The 16,099-nt window shown below is 73.8% G+C and carries 13 protein-coding genes; 6 read left to right on the top strand and 7 right to left on the bottom strand.

Annotated elements, in window-relative coordinates; genetic code table 11:
• Positions 1-53: 53 nt before the first annotated feature.
• On the bottom strand, positions 54-1,670 hold the full coding sequence (locus ABT095_RS33160) for a prenyltransferase/squalene oxidase repeat-containing protein (protein WP_350533268.1): 1,617 nt from the start codon (positions 1,668-1,670) through the stop codon (positions 54-56).
• On the bottom strand, positions 1,597-2,232 hold the full coding sequence (locus tag ABT095_RS33165; RefSeq protein ID WP_350533269.1) for an NUDIX domain-containing protein: 636 nt from the start codon (positions 2,230-2,232) through the stop codon (positions 1,597-1,599). The genes ABT095_RS33160 and ABT095_RS33165 overlap by 74 nt, the downstream gene beginning before the upstream one ends.
• Before the next feature lie 176 nt (positions 2,233-2,408).
• On the opposite strand from ABT095_RS33165, the gene ABT095_RS33170 reads away from it, so the two are divergent.
• Positions 2,409-3,755: a cytochrome P450 gene (locus ABT095_RS33170; RefSeq protein ID WP_350533270.1), complete on the top strand. Its 1,347-nt coding sequence runs from the start codon at positions 2,409-2,411 to the stop codon at positions 3,753-3,755.
• A gap of 68 nt (positions 3,756-3,823) precedes the next feature.
• Here ABT095_RS33170 and ABT095_RS33175 read toward each other — a convergent pair whose 3' ends face one another.
• The 3 genes from ABT095_RS33175 to ABT095_RS33185 all read right to left on the bottom strand — a co-directional run bounded on the left by ABT095_RS33175 (position 3,824) and on the right by ABT095_RS33185 (position 6,944).
• A complete protein-coding gene (locus tag ABT095_RS33175; protein WP_350533271.1) occupies positions 3,824-5,494 on the bottom strand; it encodes a monocarboxylic acid transporter in 1,671 nt (556 codons plus the stop codon).
• The gene (locus ABT095_RS33180; protein WP_350533272.1) at positions 5,491-5,838 is read right to left on the bottom strand and encodes a DUF485 domain-containing protein; all 348 of its coding nucleotides are present in this window, start codon (positions 5,836-5,838) and stop codon (positions 5,491-5,493) included. Before ABT095_RS33180 ends, ABT095_RS33175 begins: the two co-directional genes overlap by 4 nt.
• A gap of 143 nt (positions 5,839-5,981) precedes the next feature.
• Positions 5,982-6,944: a GlxA family transcriptional regulator gene (locus tag ABT095_RS33185; protein WP_350533273.1), complete on the bottom strand. Its 963-nt coding sequence runs from the start codon at positions 6,942-6,944 to the stop codon at positions 5,982-5,984.
• A 104-nt stretch (positions 6,945-7,048) separates the two neighbouring features.
• Between ABT095_RS33185 and ABT095_RS33190 the strand changes: the two genes are divergently transcribed.
• The 4 genes from ABT095_RS33190 to ABT095_RS33205 all read left to right on the top strand — a co-directional run bounded on the left by ABT095_RS33190 (position 7,049) and on the right by ABT095_RS33205 (position 13,716).
• On the top strand, positions 7,049-8,005 hold the full coding sequence (locus ABT095_RS33190) for an NADP-dependent oxidoreductase (RefSeq protein ID WP_350533274.1): 957 nt from the start codon (positions 7,049-7,051) through the stop codon (positions 8,003-8,005).
• Between the two features lie 288 nt (positions 8,006-8,293).
• On the top strand, positions 8,294-9,634 hold the full coding sequence (locus ABT095_RS33195) for a tachylectin-related carbohydrate-binding protein (protein WP_350533275.1): 1,341 nt from the start codon (positions 8,294-8,296) through the stop codon (positions 9,632-9,634).
• 300 nt (positions 9,635-9,934) lie between these two features.
• A complete protein-coding gene (locus ABT095_RS33200; RefSeq protein WP_350533276.1) occupies positions 9,935-10,480 on the top strand; it encodes a DUF3291 domain-containing protein in 546 nt (181 codons plus the stop codon).
• 74 nt (positions 10,481-10,554) lie between these two features.
• Positions 10,555-13,716 (top strand): tetratricopeptide repeat protein, encoded by a 3,162-nt coding sequence (locus ABT095_RS33205; RefSeq protein ID WP_350533277.1) that lies wholly within the window; start codon positions 10,555-10,557, stop codon positions 13,714-13,716.
• A 27-nt stretch (positions 13,717-13,743) separates the two neighbouring features.
• On the opposite strand, the gene ABT095_RS33210 is transcribed toward ABT095_RS33205, so the two are convergent.
• Positions 13,744-13,947 (bottom strand): hypothetical protein, encoded by a 204-nt coding sequence (locus tag ABT095_RS33210; protein WP_502885106.1) that lies wholly within the window; start codon positions 13,945-13,947, stop codon positions 13,744-13,746.
• Between ABT095_RS33210 and ABT095_RS33215 the strand changes: the two genes are divergently transcribed.
• Positions 13,946-14,992, top strand: coding sequence for an FAD-dependent oxidoreductase (locus ABT095_RS33215; RefSeq protein ID WP_350533278.1), 1,047 nt, complete (start codon positions 13,946-13,948; stop codon positions 14,990-14,992). The genes ABT095_RS33210 and ABT095_RS33215 overlap by 2 nt on opposite strands.
• A 4-nt stretch (positions 14,993-14,996) precedes the next feature.
• On the opposite strand, the gene ABT095_RS33220 is transcribed toward ABT095_RS33215, so the two are convergent.
• The gene (locus tag ABT095_RS33220) at positions 14,997-16,034 is read right to left on the bottom strand and encodes a C40 family peptidase (protein WP_350533279.1); all 1,038 of its coding nucleotides are present in this window, start codon (positions 16,032-16,034) and stop codon (positions 14,997-14,999) included.
• Positions 16,035-16,099: the final 65 nt, after the last annotated feature.

Raw genomic sequence — 16,099 nt, forward strand, 5'->3', positions numbered from 1 at the left:
GGCCCGTCCGCCACAAGCCGGAACGGCCCCAGGACCCCAACGAGTGAACCTGATCACCCGGACGACACGCCCTGCCCCGGACCGACCGCGTGGGCGAGGGCGAGCAGCACGCACACGTCGGCCAGCGCCGGGACGTCGTACAGCAGCGGCCGCGGGCCGGCCTGGTCGGGGCGGCTGAGATACCCGCCGTCGGGCTGCTGCCGGGCCACCAGGTAACCGAGGCAGCGGCCGAGCCGGTCGGCTCGGAGCGGGCTGCGGCTGAGCGCGATGGCGGCGTAGGCGGTGCTGATCGGGTCGCTCGGGTCGCCGGCCTGGTGGCCCCAACCGCCGTCGGGGTGCTGGGTCTCGGTGAGGCGGGTGAGCAGCTGGCGGCGCAGCGCCCGGTGCGGGCCGGGCGCTGCCTCGCAGGCCAGCACCGTGCGGAACACCACGTTGGTGACGTTGCGGCTCCAGCCACGTTCGAGCAGGGCCGCGCCGCCGCGCTCCTCGGCGCGGGCGGTCAGGAAGTCCATCGCCCGGGCGACCGCCGCTGCGCACCGGGGGTTCGGCGCCAGGGCGTTGACGGCGGCGGCCGTCATGGCCGGCTCGGAGGCGCCGCCCCGCCCGAAGGTGGGGAAGCCGCCGTCGGCCCCCTGCTGCTCGAGCAGGTAGCACTCGGCCGCCGCCAGGGCCGCCGCACTGCCGGGGCCGGGCGCGGCGCGGAAGAACTCGGCGGCGTACGCGGTGTCGTCCACGTCGCTCTGGCCGACCCCCCGGGTGAAGCCGAAGCCGCCGTCCGGGTGCTGCCGGGCGGCCAGCGCCTCGCCCATCCGGGCCAGCAGGGCGGTCGGCCGGGTGGTGTCGGCGAGCGCCAACCCGCCGATGGCGGTGGCGAAGACGTCGAGGCCGGTGACGAACGGGAGGCCGCCGTCCGGGCGCAGCTCGGCGGCGACCTGGGCCAGCGCCCGCCGCACGCCGGGGCGGCGCACCGGATCCTTGCGCAGGGCGAGCAGGCCGAGCAGCCGGGCCAGGTGGTTGCCCTCCCAGACCGGGCCGAGCCGCAGCGCGGGGGCCAGCGCCGCCCAGTCCCGTGCGGTCGGGGCCGGGCCCACCCCGCCCTGGTGGGCCAGCACCTTGAGCGCGGCCAGCTGCAGGCCGAGCCAGCTCTGCGCGCCGGCCTCCTCGAACGCCTCGGGCGGCACCGGCCGTCCGCCCAGGCGCTCCGCCGCGCCGAGCTCCGCGAGCAGCACCCGGAAGGTCAGGCGCTTGCGGTCGGCGGTGAAGTGCTCGAGCTCCGCCAGGCTCCAACTCGGCTGCCCGGCCGGGGTGCACTGCCGTGGCACGGCGGCGGCGCCGCCGAGGGCCCGGCGGGCGTACTCGTCCCCCGGCACGGCCTCGCCGAGCGCGGCCCGGGCCACGGCGATCTGCACGGCGTCCGGCGGGTCGAGGTCGAGGACGGTCTTCAGGTAGCGGGTGAGCCGCTCGCGCGCGTGGCCGTCCTGCTCCTCGACGGTCAGCAGGTGCAGCAGCAGCGCCGACTCGAGCACCCGGCTCTCGCAGGGCGCCCGGACCAGCCCGTCGGGCCCGACCTGCTCGGTGACCCGCGCGGCCAGCCGGTCACGGCAGCGCAGCAGCTGCGCCCTGGTCGGCAGGGCGCCGGGTGGGGCGGGGCGTTGGGCGGTGGTGGTCATCGGTGCTCTCCGTGGAGCGGGGGTGGCGGTCGAGGAGTCGGGCCAGGGCGGCGCGGCCGGCCGGGACGAACGGCTCGTGGCCGCCGGCCAGGACGTCGGCGGCGGGCACCAGGCCGTACCAGTCCAGCTCGGCCCGGTCCGGGCGCAGCGCGGCGCCGTCGGGCAGTTCGGCCTGGTGGACGGCCAGCCAGCAGGGGCCGATCGGGGAGTCCTGGCGGGCCCGGTATATCTCCCGGGGCGCCAGCCGCAGGCCGAGCTCCTCGGCCAACTCCCGCCCGGCGGCGCCCTGGTAGCTCTCCCCTGCCCGCACCGAGCCGCCGATCAGCACATCGTGGCAGCCGCCGTACACCGGCGCGGCCGCCGGCCGGCGGTAGACCAGGACCAGGCCGCCGGGGGCCAGGCAGACGGTGGCCGCCACCCGGTAGTGCAGGCCCAGTTCGCCGGCCCGCCCGCGCGGCCCGCGCCGGACGGGGCGGTCCGCCGCGTCGACGTAGTCCACCAACTCCTCGGGCACCCGGGCACCGTCCGTCCGCTCGACCGGTTCGGCTGACCGTCCGGTCAACCGACTGTCCGACCAACTGCCGGGCCGGAGCGCGTCCATGAGAAGGGTCCTGGGGGCATGCCGCCTCGGCCAAGATCACCGGTGGCTCACCGTATCGAATAGAATCCGGTGAGTCACGTCGTCGCCCCGCCGCGCCGCCCCGACGGCGCGCACCGGGGCCTACCTCGGGAGACCCCATGACCACGGCCGCCGACCGCCTCGCCGCCCAGCGCCAGCCGGGCCCGCCGACCGGCGCACCGCTGCCCGAGCTGCCGCCCGAGGAGGTCGCCGCCTGGCAGTCCCGCGGCGGCGAACTGATCGAACTCCTCACCCGGGCGGCCGAACTGGGCCCGCTCGCGGCCTTCACCCTCGGCCCGCGCCGCACCGTGCTGGTCACCGGTCCCGAGCAGGTGCAGCATGTGCTGGCGCAGCACCCCGACGGGTACGTCAAGCAGTCGCACCGCGCCGGGCTGCTGCTCGGCGAGGGCGTCATCTCGGCCTCCGGCGAGGCCTGGAAGCAGCAACGGCGACTGCTGCAGAGCCAGTTCACCTCGGTCGGGCTGCGCCGGTGGGAGCAGCGGATCACCGAGGCGGCCGAGCGCACGGAGCGGCGCTGGGCCGCGCTCGCCCGTACCGGTGAAAGCACCGACGTCGGCGCCGATCTGCAGTTCTTCGCACTGGACACCATCTGGCGCACCCTCACCGGCGATCCCCTGGACGAGCTCACCCACGGCGAACTCGACGCCGTGAACGAAGTGGTGACCCACCTCTCCGCGCTCACCGCGACCACCCCGGCCGACCAGGAGGCGGTGACGGCGGCGCTGGCCCGGATCGACTCGGCCTGCGCGCGGGCGATCGCGGCGGCGCGGGAGCGCGGCGACGGCGGTGAGCGCGGCGAGGGCGGCGAGGGCGGGCTGCTGCGGGTGCTGCTCGACGCGGCGGTGACCAGGCCGGAGTACACCGATCGGCTGATCCGCGACGAGCTGGTCAACCTGCTGGTGGCCGGGCACGAGACCACGGCCAAGACGCTCGCCTGGCTCTTCCTCCGGCTCGAACAGCACCCGGACGTACGGGAGAAGGTGCTCGGCATCTGCCGCACCGGCTCGGCGGAGGAGCGGCGGGAGGTGGTCACCGCCCTGGTCAACGAGACCATGCGGCTGCACCCCGCCGTCTGGCTGATCCCCCGCCACGCGGCGGCCGACGACACCGTCGGCGGGTACCGGATCGAGGCCGGCAGCCATGTGCTCAGCTCGCCCTACCTCACCCACCGCAACCCCGAACTCTGGCCCGAGCCCGAGGTGTTCGACCCCTGGCGCTTCATCGAGCCCGGCCGCCGCCCCACCCGGCAGGGCGCCTTCTACCCCTTCGGCCTCGGCGCCCGGGCCTGCCTGGGGCAGCAGTTCTCCTACCGTGAGATGGTCTGCCTGCTCGAACTCCTGCTCCCCGCCTACGACCTGGACTTCCAGGAGCTCCCGACCGGCACCTTCTTCGGCGTGGTCATGCATCCGGTGGGGCCGATGCGGGCCACCGTCCGCCGGGCCTAGGCTCCCGCACCGCCGTCCGCCCCCGCGAGGGGGGCGGACGGCGGTGCGGGTACCGGTCGGGCCGGGGATCAGACGGCTCCGGCGCCGGTCAGGGTCCGGACCTCCAGCTCGTCGAACGCCTGGTCCTCCTCCGGGCGTCGGCGGGCGGTGAGCGTACCGATCGCGGCGGCCACGAACCCCACCGGGATGGAGACCAGACCCGGGTTCTCCAGCGGGAAGGGCGCCTTGACGGTGCAGGAGAACAGCGCGGTGGCATTGCCCACGGCGGTCGACTTCACCGGTACGCCGCAGGTGGCAGCCGTCTCCGGGGTGAGCTTGGTGCTCGGCTTGGTCGTCGTCGCCCCGCCCCAGCAGACCGGGGAGAGCAGCACCAGCAGCACCGCCGCGCCGAGACCGCCGTAGGTACCCCAGAGCGCGCCGCGGGTGTTGAAACGCCGCCAGAAGAGCGAGAACAGGATGGCAGGCAGGTTCGCCGAGGCCGCGATGGCGAAGGCCAGCGCCACCAGGAACGCGACATTGAGCTCACGGGCGGAGATCGACAGGGCGACGGCGGCCGCCCCGACGACCACGGCGGACCACTTGGCCACCTTGGTCTCCTCCTGCCCGCCGACCTTGCCGCGCTTGATCACGTTGGCGTACAGGTCATGAGCGAAGGACGAGGTGGAGGTCAGGGTGAGCCCCGCGACCACGGCCAGGATGGTCGCGAAGGCGACCGCCCCGATGAAGGCGAGCATGAACGAGCCGCCGCCGGTGCCGTGCCCGCCACCGAGCACCTCGGCGAGCCGGGTGGCCGCACTGTTGCCCGAGGGGTCGGCCTTCTTGATGGCGGCCGAGCCGACCAGGGCCGCCGCGCCGAAGCCCAGGACCAGCGTCATCAGGTAGAAGACGCCGATGATCGCGATCGCCCAGTTGACGGACTTCCGGGCCGCCTGCGCCGTCGGAACGGTGTAGAAGCGGACCAGGATGTGCGGCAGACCGGCGGTGCCCAGCACCAGGGCGAGACCGAGGCTGATCAGGTCGAGCCTGCTCCAGCCGTCGGTGGCGCCGTACTTGAGGCCGGGCCGCAGGAAACTCGCGCCCTTGCCGGACTTGTCGGCGGCCGCACCCAGCAGCTCCCCGAGGTCGAAGTGGAACCTGGCGAGCACCAGGACGCACATCACCGCGGCACCGACCATCAGCAGCACGGCCTTGACGATCTGCACCCAGGTGGTGCCCTTCATCCCGCCGACGGCCACGTAGAAGATCATCAGGGCGCCGACCGCGACGATCACCCAGATCTTCGCCGCATCCGACTTCACGTCAAGGAGCAGTGACACCACGGAGGCGGCGCCGACCATCTGGGCGATCAGGTAGAAGATCGACACGACGATGGTGGAGATCCCGGAGGCGGTCCGGACCGGGCGCTCGCGCAGCCGCGCGGTGAGCGCGTCGGCCATGGTGAACCGGCCGGCGTTGCGCAGCGGGCCCGCGACCAGCAGCAGGGCCAGCAGCCAGGCGACCAGAAAGCCGATCGAGTAGAGGAAGCCGTCGTAGCCGGAGAGGGCGATGATGCCGGCGATGCCGAGGAAGGAGGCGGCGGACATGTAGTCGCCGCCGATGGCGATGCCGTTCTGCAGCGGGGTGAAGGAGCGGCCCCCCGCGTAGAAGTCCTCGGCGGATCTGGTGCGGCGGGAGGCCCGGACGGTGATGCCCAGGGTGAGCGCAACGAAAAGGCTGAAGATCACAATGATGGAGGTCATCGGGCGGCCTTCCCGTCCAGCTCGGTGCGCAGCGCGTCGGCCAGCGGGTCGAGCCTGCGGCTCGCGTACCGGGAGAAGGCCAGCGCGATGCCGAAGGTCGTGGCGAACTGCCCCAGGCCCAGCAGCAGGGCGACGTTCAGATGCCCGAACACCGCCCGGGCCATGAAGTCACGGGCGTAGGCACACAGCACCACGTACGTCAGGTACCAGAGCAGGAAGGCCGCGGTCATCGGGAAGGCGAAGCCGCGGAAGCGCCGCCGCAGCAGGGCGATCCGGGGATCGGCGGCGATCCCCGTGGGAGCCTCCGCCGGGCTGGAGGTCTCGGAAAGGTGTAGCGATGACATGAAGAAACGGGACCTTCGGTCGAGTCGGGACGGTGCGGCGCTGCGGGGCTCGCCGCGCCTGTGCCGGACTCTGTCGGCTCCTGGTCAACGGGCTCTCAACCACGAATAAACGGCGGCCTTCCCTCCGGTTGGGCGCCCCGGGCTCAGGCGCCGCCGCGGAAGGTGCGGCGGTAGGCCCGGGGGCTGACGCCGATGGCGGCCTGGAGCTGCTGGCGCAGCGAGGCGCCGGTGCCCAGGCCGGAGCGTCGGGCGACCAGGTCGACCGGCCAGTCGGTGGTCTCGAGGTGGTGGCGGGCCAGGTCGAGGCGTTGGCGGCCGAGCCACTGGCCGGGGCTGGTGCCGGTCTCCTCGCGGAAGCGGCGGGAGAAGGTGCGCACACTCATGTGAGCGTGCGCGGCCAGCTCGGCCAGGCCGAGCGGTTCGGCGAGGCGGGTGAGTGCCCAGGCCTGGGTGGCGGCCGTGCCGCTGGCGGCCGGCTCGGGCACCGGGCGGCTGATGTACTGGGCCTGGCCGCCCTCCCGCCAGGGCGGGGTGACGCAGTTGCGGGCCACTTCGTTGGCCACCCGGCTGCCGTGGTCGCGGCGGACCAGGTGCAGGCAGAGGTCGATCCCGGCGGCCACCCCGGCCGAGGTGAGCAGGTCGCCGTCGTCCACGAACAGCACGTCGGGGTCGACCCGGACGGTGGTGTACCTGCGCTGCAGCCGGTCGGCCTCGCGCCAGTGGGTGGTGGCCCGGCGGTGGTCCAGCAGTCCGGCCGCCGCCAGCACCCAGGCCGCCGTGCAGATGCCGACGATCCGGGTGCCGGGCCGGATCGCGGCCAGCGCCGCCCGCAGCGGCTCGGGCAGCACACCCTCCTCCCGGATCGGGCCGAGCGCGTGCGAGGGCGGGATCACCACGGTGTCCACCTCGGCCAGCAGCCGGGCGTCGTGCGCGACCGTCAGGCCGTAGTCGGCCTCGGCCCGGACCGGGCCGCCGTCCAGACTGCAGGTGGCCACCGTGTAGAGCGGGCTGCCGTGCTCGTCCCGGGCCGCGCCGAAGATCCGGGCCGGGATGCCGAGCTCGAAGGGGAGGACGCCGTCCAGGGCCAGTACGCCGACGCGGTGCATGGCCAGATCCTTGCACTCCCTGGCCGTCCGGCCACCACCGGGGGCCGCCGGGAACAGCCAGGCTGACGGGTATTCAGCCGGACGATTCCCCTTCGGAGAGCACCATGACCCACCCCACCATGCGCGCCGTCTCCCAGGACACCGCCGGATCCCCCGAGGTGCTCCACGAGATCGAACTGCCCCGGCCCGAGCCCCGCCGGGGCGAGGTACTGGTCCGGGTGCACGCGGCCGGGGTCAACCCGGCGGACTGGAAGACCCGCGAGCGCGGCGAACTCGCCGTCGGCCTGCGCCCGCCGTTCACCCTGGGCTGGGACGTCTCGGGCGTGGTCGAGCAGGTCGGGCCGGGCGTGACGGTCCTGAGGCCCGGCGACGAGGTGTACGGCATGCCGCGCTTCCCCGACCCGGCGGCCGCCTACGCCGAGTACCTCACCTCCCCCGCCCGTCACCTCGCGCCCCGGCCCCACCGGCTCACCCACGTCGAGTCGGCCGCCCTCCCGCTGGCCGGGCTGACGGCCTGGCAGGCCCTGGTCGACACCGCCGACCTGCGGCCGAGCCGGCGGGTGCTGATCCACGCCGCCGCCGGCGGCGTCGGCCACCTCGCGGTACAGATCGCCAAGGCCCGCGGCGCGTACGTGATCGGCACCGCCAGCGCGGCCAAGCACGAGCTGCTGCGCTCCCTCGGCGCCGACGAAGTGGTCGACTACCGCGCCACGGACGTCGCGGAGGCCGTCCGGGACGTCGATCTCGTGCTCGACCCGCTCGGCGGCGACAGCCCCGCCCGCTCCCTGCGCAGCCTGCGCCCGGGCGGCACCCTGGTCTCGCTGCTGCCCCTCGACGAGACCTTCCCCTGGGCCGAGGCCGAGGCGGCAGGCATCCGGGCCGTCTTCATGCTGGTCGAGCCCGACCGCCAAGGCCTGCTCGAACTCACCGCCCTGGTCGAATCCGGCCGCCTCCGGGTGATCGCCGACGCCGTGTACCCCCTCACCGAGGCGGCCGCCGCCCACCGCCTGGGCGAACTGGGCTCCACCACCGGCAAGATCGTGCTGACGGTGCGGCCCTAGGGTCTGAAGACGGACCCTGGCGTCAGGAGTGCCGTCCCTGGTGACACCAAGGTGCCCGGCAGCTTGGTGTCCTGGCCGAGTGCTGTCCGGCCCCTGCGGCACGCGGCATTCTCTTCACCAACGGCATCAACTCGACCGGGCACACGACCCGTTGAGCCCCGGTGCCGGGAGGTCGTCTCCACTTCCCGTGACTGCGCGACAGGCCCGCCGACCTGGCGCACGGGTGCCGAACGACGCCAGGACTGTCCGCACTCCCACCGCCCATGCCCTGACACCAGGAGTACTCCCATGTTCCATGCCTTGACGCACGGCAGCGCCCACCGGGTCGGCCGGAAGCTCGCCGCCGTGGCGCTGTCCACCTCGGCGCTGTTCGGCGGCGCTGCGACCCTCGGCGCCCCCGCCGCCCATGCCGCGGCCGGGGTCGGCACGGCCCGGTGCACGGGCCCGACCGCCGTCTACGGGATCGGTGCCGACAACAACCTGCACTGGTACGGCGCCACCAACGCCGGCAGCTCCGCCGCGTCCTGGGCCTCCGGCGCCGGGAACACGGTCGGCGCCGGCTGGAACGGGCAGACGGTGTTCTCCGGCGGCGACGGCGTCGTCTACACCGTGCGCGCCGACGGCACCCTGTGGTGGTACCACCACGACGGCGCGCTGAACGGCACCTTCAGCTGGACCAACGGCGGCGTCCAGATCGGGGACGGCTGGGGCGGGTTCACCAAGGTCTTCTCCGGCGGGAAGGGCGTGATCTACGCGATCGACGGCAGCGGCAACCTGCACTGGTACCGGCACACCGGGTACCTCAGCGGTTCCAGGGCCTGGGCCGGCGGGGCCGGCAACGTCATCGGGACGGGCTGGGGCGGGTTCACCAAGGTCTTCTCCGGCGGGAACGGCGTCATCTACGCCGTCGACGGCAGCGGCAACCTCCACTGGTACCGCGACACCAACCCGGCCGGCGGGACGGCGTCCTGGGCCGCCGGGGCCGGAAACACCATCGGGGCCGGCTGGGGTGACCTCTCCCAGGTGTTCTCCGCCGGGGACGGGGTGATCTACGGCGTCGGCAGCGACACCAACCTGCACTGGTACCGGCACACCGACCCGATCGGCGGCAGCTGGGCCTGGGCCTCCGGGGCGGGCAACACCGTCGGCTGGTCGTGGTCGGGCCTGAGCCAGCCGTTCGCCGACGTCCAGGGCTGCAGCTCGATCGCCGACTACGCCTACAGCCAGGTCGGCCACGGCGCCTGCGGCCCGGGCTACCTCAACAGCTGCAACGAGCCGTGGTGCGCCGACTTCGCGATGTGGGCCTGGCAGCAGGCAGGCGTCAACCTGAGCGGGCTGGACGCCGGCGCGGGCAGCTTCTACCGCTACGGCCAGTCCAAGGGCACCCTGTCCAGCACCCCGCATGTCGGCGACGCCGTGGTCTTCGGCTGGAACTACGACGGCACCAACTGGGACGCCAGGCACGTCGCGATCGTCACCTCCGTGAACGCGGACGGCACCATCACCAGCGTCGGCGGCAACGAGAACGGAGTGGTCGGCATCGACACCTACCCCTCCACCGTGGGCAACTGGCCCTCCGGCGCACCGAACGGCCCGATCAGCGGCTACGTGAGCCCGCTGGGCGACTGACCCGGCCTCAGGCGCATCACCAAGCGTCGACCGGGTGTTGACCGGCGGCCCGGCCGAGAGGCCGGGCCGCCTCCACGAGCAATTCGTCGAGCATCGGCAGCAACGACGAGCCCCCGTGGGCGAGTTCCGCGCCGGGGGCGAGCGGGGCGGGTTCGCGGTCGGCGCCCGGAGGCCATTTACCCGGGAAAATCGCAACTTCGACACCGCCCGCGAGAGCGGCTACCTTCACCTGGCGCTCGGCGACCACCCACGGTCGCACCGGAGTTCGTCCCGGCCGAGCCCTCGACCAAGGAGAGCCGCATGCCCCGTCTTGCGCTGTACACCTTCGGTGTCCTGAAGACGCCTCTCGCCGATCCCGGCGATCTCACCCGCGAGTTCTACGAAAGCGGTGCGGCCGTCTACCAGGAGATCACCCGGCATCCCGGCTACCTCACCCATGCCGAACCGGCGACCGACAGCCGAGGCGTGCTGTTCGACGCGGACTGGGGGCCCTGGGGCGAGTTCGCCGTCCCGGCCTGGTACGACAAGGGCCGTACGCCGGAGACCAGCGCCCTGGCCGTGACCCTCTCGCTCTGGACCGGCCTGCGCCCCGCCTTCGAGGCCGTCCACACCGGTCTGCACCGCGCCGCGCTGACCAGGCGCCGCGACTGGTTCGAGCGGACCGGCCACCCGTCCTACGTGGCCTGGTGGGTCGGCGACGGCGAGATACCCGGCTGGCGGGACGGGGTCTCCAGGCTGGAGCACCTCGACGGCCACGACCCCGCGCCGCACGCCTTCACCTTCCGCGACTCGTTCGCGCCGGACGGGACCCCCGCCCGTCGAGAAGGTGCCACCCGGCAGGGATGAATCCGCCGACGCAAGAGGTTCGAACCCGAACCACCCGGGTAATTCCCCCTCCCGGAACACGGAGGGGACCACGCATGACGACACCCGTGACCACAGTTGTGGCGATCTACGAAACCGCGAAGACGGCGTACGAGGCCTACCAGGCCATCTGCTCGTTCGTCAGCCTCGGCCGCGACAACCCCACCGACGAGGACCGGATCCTCGCCAGACTCGACACGCTGCACGCGGACTTCCAGTCCCTGCAGGGCCGGTTCGACGAAGTGCTCGCCGCGGTGAAGGCGGCGGTCAACGTCGAGCAGCAGGCGTACGTGCTCAATCTGCAGCACGATCTCGACACCGTGCGTGCGCAGGCCCGCACCGCCGTCGAGCAGCTCAACCAGTGGGTCGCCGACGGCCGCACCGACCCGCTGCTGCGGGCCGACGCGGACAACAACTCCCGGCTGGCGGCCAACACCCTGCTGGAGGGGGACTCCTACTTCTACCGACCGGATCCGAACTCGCCCACCAGCGTCTTCGACCACCGGCTGGCCTTCATCGCGTACGCCTACGCGCTGACCGTGCGCTACGGGGTGATCAGCGCACTCAACCTGCAGTACCGCAACAACCCGCTCGCCCGGGCCGAGCTGGCCGGCCACGCCGCGCGGCTGGACTGGATCTTCAACCACGCCGATCAGGCCATCCAGCCGGACGTCACCGGCATCCCGGCCTCCAACGGTACGTTCGTGGTCCTCTACCGCTGCGTGGACCGCATCAGCGGCACCGACACCGGCGTCACCCGCTTCGACGGGGAGGGCGGGACGGAGGTGATCGACAACGCCGTGGACCGCTACACCCAGCAGGTCCGCGCCGAGATGCGGGTGGCCACCGGCCTGGCCGAGCTGGTGGGCCTGCACGACACGGTGGCCTACTGGGCGAAGGAGGCGAAGACGCCCTCCTGGTCCCCCTGGGCCCCGGCCGGTGTACCCGAGCCGACCGGGCTCGTCGTCGCGGCCTCGGACCAGCCCGGGCACACCACCCTGGTCTGGCGCGACCGCCTCAAGGCGCAGCTGCGGGCGACCTCCTACGACCCCGCGGCCAGCCCGCCGGGCTGGCGGCCCTCGGTGGCCATCAGCCCGGAGCAGGCCGTCGGGGACGACAACCCGGCCACCGGCGGGCAGCGTGTCCTCGCGCTGTCGGCGAAGCCGGGCGACGTCACGGCCCTGTACCGCAGCTCCGACCTCTCCGGCGTCTACGCGATCTCGACCGATCCCGGCCGGCCGACCGGCTGGCCGGCCGACCCGGTCAAGGTGACCGGTGACTCCACCCGGGTGAGCTCCTTCGTCGCCGCCGTGGACGCGGGCTCCCTCCGGGTGGCCTGGGTGGACGTCCCGACCAGCACCCTGATGGTCGCGACCCGCGGCCGCGACGGCAGCTGGGGCCCGCCGCAGGCCGCCACCGTGGCCGGGGCCTGCCCGGACTACCCGGACCTCGCCCTGGTCTGCCCGTCGCCCGGGGTGGTGATGGCCTTCTGGACGGTGGAGCACCAGTCGATCCGCAGTGTCACCTACGACTCGCGCCTGCCCTCGCCCGCCTGGAGCGAACCGGTCGGGATCGCCGTGGCGCCGGGCTCCTCCTACGAGCTCGTGGACATCCGCGCCGCCGCCACCGGCGACGGGACGGCGGACGTGTGCTGGGTGGGCGTGCTGGGCTCCGTCTGGAACATCCACTACGACGGACAGGGGAGCTGGAGCGCGCCCGCCGAGATCAGCACCCGGCACCTCGTCGTCTGGGGCATTCCGTACAGCTTCACCTTCGGCGTGACGGCGCAGCGCGAGCTGGACGCGTACTGGTGGGGCCGGGACCACCAGATCGAGTACGTCCAGCGCGGCCCGCACGAGAGCGACTGGGCGGGCCCCGTCCGGCTCGGCCAGCCGTGGGAGTCCTACGGCGGGCTGACGGCGGTGCCGACGCCGGAGAACAGCGTCTCGCTGTACCACTCCGGCGGCTCCGACCCGGTGGTACTGCTGTCCTGCTTCTTCGACACCGGCCAGGTGGCCCCGGCCGCCCGGATCGCCGAGGCGCAGGCGATGATCACCCACGCCGGGGAGCTGTGGACCCTGCCGGGGCCCGTCCGGGGCGAGGCCGCCGACCGCGCCACCGAAGCGGTCGCGGTGGCTCGCGAGGTGGTCGCCGAGGACGCGTCCTACCGGGCCACGCTGGCCGGGTGGTTGGTGGAGCCGACCGCCCGCTTCCTGTCTGCGGTGGGCCGCCAGGACGAGGCGGTCGCGGGGCTGCAGGAGGCCGTCACGCTCTACGACCAGCTCCTTCAGCAGCACCCCGACTCCGACGAGGCCGCCTACGACAAGGCCTTCGCGCTGGTCGACCTGGCCCAGGCCCTCTGGGCCTCCGACCAGGCCCAGGGCGCCCAGCGCGCGGTGGACGCCGTCGACCAGCTGCGGCCGGTCGCCGACCGCAACCCCGCCTACCGGGCCACCCTGGCACGGTGGTTGGTGGAGCCGACCGCGCGCTTCCTGTCGGCGGTCGGGCGGCACGCCGAGGCGGTCGCGACGGCGCGGGAGGCCGTGACCCGCTACGACCAGCTGCTGCGGCAGACCCCGGAATCGGACGAAGCCGTCTACAACAAGGCCTGGGCCATGACCAACCTCGCCCAAGCTCTCTGGGTCCGGCCCGATCAGGCCCAGGGCGCCCAACAGGCGGTGGCGGCCGTCGACTTGATCCGCCCGATCGCCACCCGCGACCCCGCCTACCGGCCCACCCTCGCCCGCTGGCTGGTGGAGACCGGCGCGGTGTACCTCTCCACGGTCGGCCGCCACCAGGAGGCGGTCGCGGAGGTGCAGGAGGCCGTCACGCTCTACGACCAACTCCTCCGGCAGAGCCCCGACTCCGACGACGCCGCGTACGACAAGGCCTGGGCCCTGATCAACCTGGCCCAAGCCCTCTGGGCCGGATCCGACCGGCCCCAGGGAGCCCAACGCGCCGTCGACGCCGTCGACCTGGTCCGGTCGATCACCACCCACAACCCCGCCTACCGGCCCACCCTCGGCGACTGGCTGCTGTGGCCGACCGTCCCGTACCTGCGGGACAGCGGCCGACGGGACCAGGCGCTCACCCTCGCCGACGAGGCGGTGGCCCTCTACACCGCGCTCGACGCCGAGGACCCCGCCACCTACGACCCGAAGCTGGCCGCCGCGCGGAGCCTGCAGTCCGATCTGCAGTCCGGCATTCAGTCCGGCTGACCGTCCTGGCCCGGCCCCGGAGCCGAGTCAGGCGGCCCCGGGGCCGGACCAGCCGCTGTCGAGGAGGCCGAAGACCCGCTCCAGGGCGGCATCGGGGTCGGCGGCATCGCGGACCAGCAGGGGGGCCTCCAGGGCGAAGTGAGCCAGCGCCAGGCAGCCCGGATCGTCGGCGGGCAGTCCGGCGTCCTCGGCGATCGCCACAGCCAGGCTGTGCTCGTGGCGCAGCCACATGCGGCGGGCGTACTCGCGCAGCGCCGGGGTGGTGTCGACCAGGCGCAGGAAGTCGCCGAACCGGGGGTCGGCGTGGACCCGCCGCGACCACCACGGCACCGTCCTGGCGGAGTTCACCCCGGCACCCGACGACTCGGCCGCGCCCGAGATCGACCGCGGCCGACTGCGGCGGCTGCTCCTGGAGAGCCTGCGCCCCGGCACCGTCCGCTGGGGCCGGCGGCTCGTCCGCACGGCCCCGCTCGGCGGCGGCGCGCACCGCCTGGAGTTCGCGGACGGGACCTTCGCCGAGGCGGACCTGGTGATCGGCGCCGACGGGGCGTGGTCGAAGGTCCGCCCCGCGGTGAGCGACGCCGAGCCGCAGCACCTGGGCGTCTGCTACCTGGACGCCCGCTTCGACGAGGTCGACTCCCGCCACCCCGAGCTCGCCCGCCTGGTCGGCGCCGGGCACCTCTTCGCCAACGACAACGACGGCCGGGGGGTGATCCTGCAGCGCAACAGCGACGGCGTCGTCCGCGGCTACCTCGCCTTCCGCGCCGCACCGGACTGGCACCGCACGGCGGCCGTCGACCTCACCGACCGGGACGGCCTCCGGGCTCACCTCGCAAGTGAGTTCGCCCACTGGGCGGCGCCCCTGCGCGAGGCGATCATGCGGGGCGACGGCGACTACCTGCCCCGATCCTTCCAGGCGCTGCCCGCCCCGCTCAGCTGGGAGCACGCCCCCGGGGTCACCCTGCTCGGCGACGCGGCCCACCTGATGGCCCCCTTCGGCGGCCACGGCGCCAACCTCGCGATGCTGGACGGTGCGGAACTCGCCCACGCCGTCGCCACCGCACCCGCCGCCGCACTCGACCGCGCGGTCGCCGGGTACGAGTCGGCCATGTTCGCCAGGTCCGGCGAGCTCGCCATGAGGTCGAACGAGGCCCTCGTCCGCTTCTTCACCCCCACGGACACCCCGCACCTGCCGCCGGACCACGCCCAGGAGCACCGCGACTACCTCGCCCGGGAGTCCGCCTACCGCCGGGAGAGGTCCAACCCAGGACGCTGAGCCCCTAGGGTCGGACGGCACCCACGTACGGCATGTAGTCGATCGCGGTGATCTCGACGTTCTTGCCGGTGCGCGGAGCGTGGATCATCTTGCCGTCGCCGATGTAGATGCCGACGTGGTGCAGGTCGTTGTAGAAGAAGACCAGGTCACCGGCCTGGAGGTCGGCCTTGGCGACGTGCTGGCCGGCGTTCCACTGGTCCTGGGAGACGCGCGGGAGGCTGACCCCGCCCGCGCGCCAGGCGGCGCCGGTCAGGCCGGAGCAGTCGTAGGAGTCGGGGCCGGTGGCGCCCCAGCGGTAGGGCTTACCGAGCTGGGCGTAGGCGAAGCGGAGCACGTCGGCCGCGCGGCCGGTGGCCGGGCCGGTGTAGGAGGCGCGCGCGTCGGAGCGGGAGGAACGACCGTCGTCCGACTGGGCGTTGACCCTGGCGCGGTCGGCCGCGGAGAGGCGGCCGAGCAGCGCGTTGGCCTGGGCGAGCCGGGTCTGGATGCCCTGCTTCTCCGCGGCCAGCTTGGCGTTGCCGCCCTCCAACTGGGCCAGCACCTCGGTGGCTTCGGCCCGCTGCTGGTCCAGCTTGCGCTGCTGGGCCTGGAGTTCACGCAGCGCGTCGGCCTGGGAGCCGGCCGCGAGGCGGTCCAGCGAGGCGCCGGCCAGGTAGGTGTCCGGGTCGGCGGTGAACATCAGCCGCACCGTCGGACCGACCCCGCCGGTGCGGTACTGCTCGGCAGCCAACGCACCGAGGCGGGTGCGGAGTTGGGATATCTGCTCCTGACCGCGCGCCACCCGGTCCTGGATCAGACCGGCATCGGCCTGGAGCTTCCGCTGGCGCTCCTGCAGGCCGTTGTACTGCTCGATCGAGGCCTCCGCCTGCTCGTTGAGCTGCTCGACCTGGGCCTTGACCTCGGCGAGCGAGGGGGCGGGCTCGGCGTGCGCGGCGGTGGTGGTGACGGTGGCCGAAGCCAGCACGCCACCGCCCGCGACGGCGGCGCTCACGAAGGCGAGCCTGGTCCGGGACGGCGGGCTGGGCTTTCGGCGGGTTCCCACGACGCGGAGCTCCTTCGGGCAGACGGCAGCGGCGACGCACGGACACGCCTACGCCCGCACACCTT

It is taken from the genome of Kitasatospora sp. NPDC002227 (genome assembly GCF_040296285.1).
Taxonomy (GTDB): domain Bacteria; phylum Actinomycetota; class Actinomycetes; order Streptomycetales; family Streptomycetaceae; genus Kitasatospora.

Bases quoted from the DNA above. Each gene is read 5' to 3' on its own strand.
- ABT095_RS33160 (WP_350533268.1), bottom strand. From the start codon at position 1,670: ATGACCACCACCGCCCAACGCCCCGCCCCACCCGGCGCCCTGCCGACC.
- ABT095_RS33170 (WP_350533270.1), top strand. From the start codon at position 2,409: ATGACCACGGCCGCCGACCGCCTCGCCGCCCAGCGCCAGCCGGGCCCG.
- ABT095_RS33175 (WP_350533271.1), bottom strand. From the start codon at position 5,494: ATGACCTCCATCATTGTGATCTTCAGCCTTTTCGTTGCGCTCACCCTG.
- ABT095_RS33180 (WP_350533272.1), bottom strand. From the start codon at position 5,838: ATGTCATCGCTACACCTTTCCGAGACCTCCAGCCCGGCGGAGGCTCCC.
- ABT095_RS33185 (WP_350533273.1), bottom strand. From the start codon at position 6,944: ATGCACCGCGTCGGCGTACTGGCCCTGGACGGCGTCCTCCCCTTCGAG.
- ABT095_RS33190 (WP_350533274.1), top strand. From the start codon at position 7,049: ATGACCCACCCCACCATGCGCGCCGTCTCCCAGGACACCGCCGGATCC.
- ABT095_RS33195 (WP_350533275.1), top strand. From the start codon at position 8,294: ATGTTCCATGCCTTGACGCACGGCAGCGCCCACCGGGTCGGCCGGAAG.
- ABT095_RS33200 (WP_350533276.1), top strand. From the start codon at position 9,935: ATGCCCCGTCTTGCGCTGTACACCTTCGGTGTCCTGAAGACGCCTCTC.
- ABT095_RS33205 (WP_350533277.1), top strand. From the start codon at position 10,555: ATGACGACACCCGTGACCACAGTTGTGGCGATCTACGAAACCGCGAAG.
- ABT095_RS33215 (WP_350533278.1), top strand. From the start codon at position 13,946: ATGCGGCGGGCGTACTCGCGCAGCGCCGGGGTGGTGTCGACCAGGCGC.
- ABT095_RS33210 (WP_502885106.1), bottom strand. From the start codon at position 13,947: ATGTGGCTGCGCCACGAGCACAGCCTGGCTGTGGCGATCGCCGAGGAC.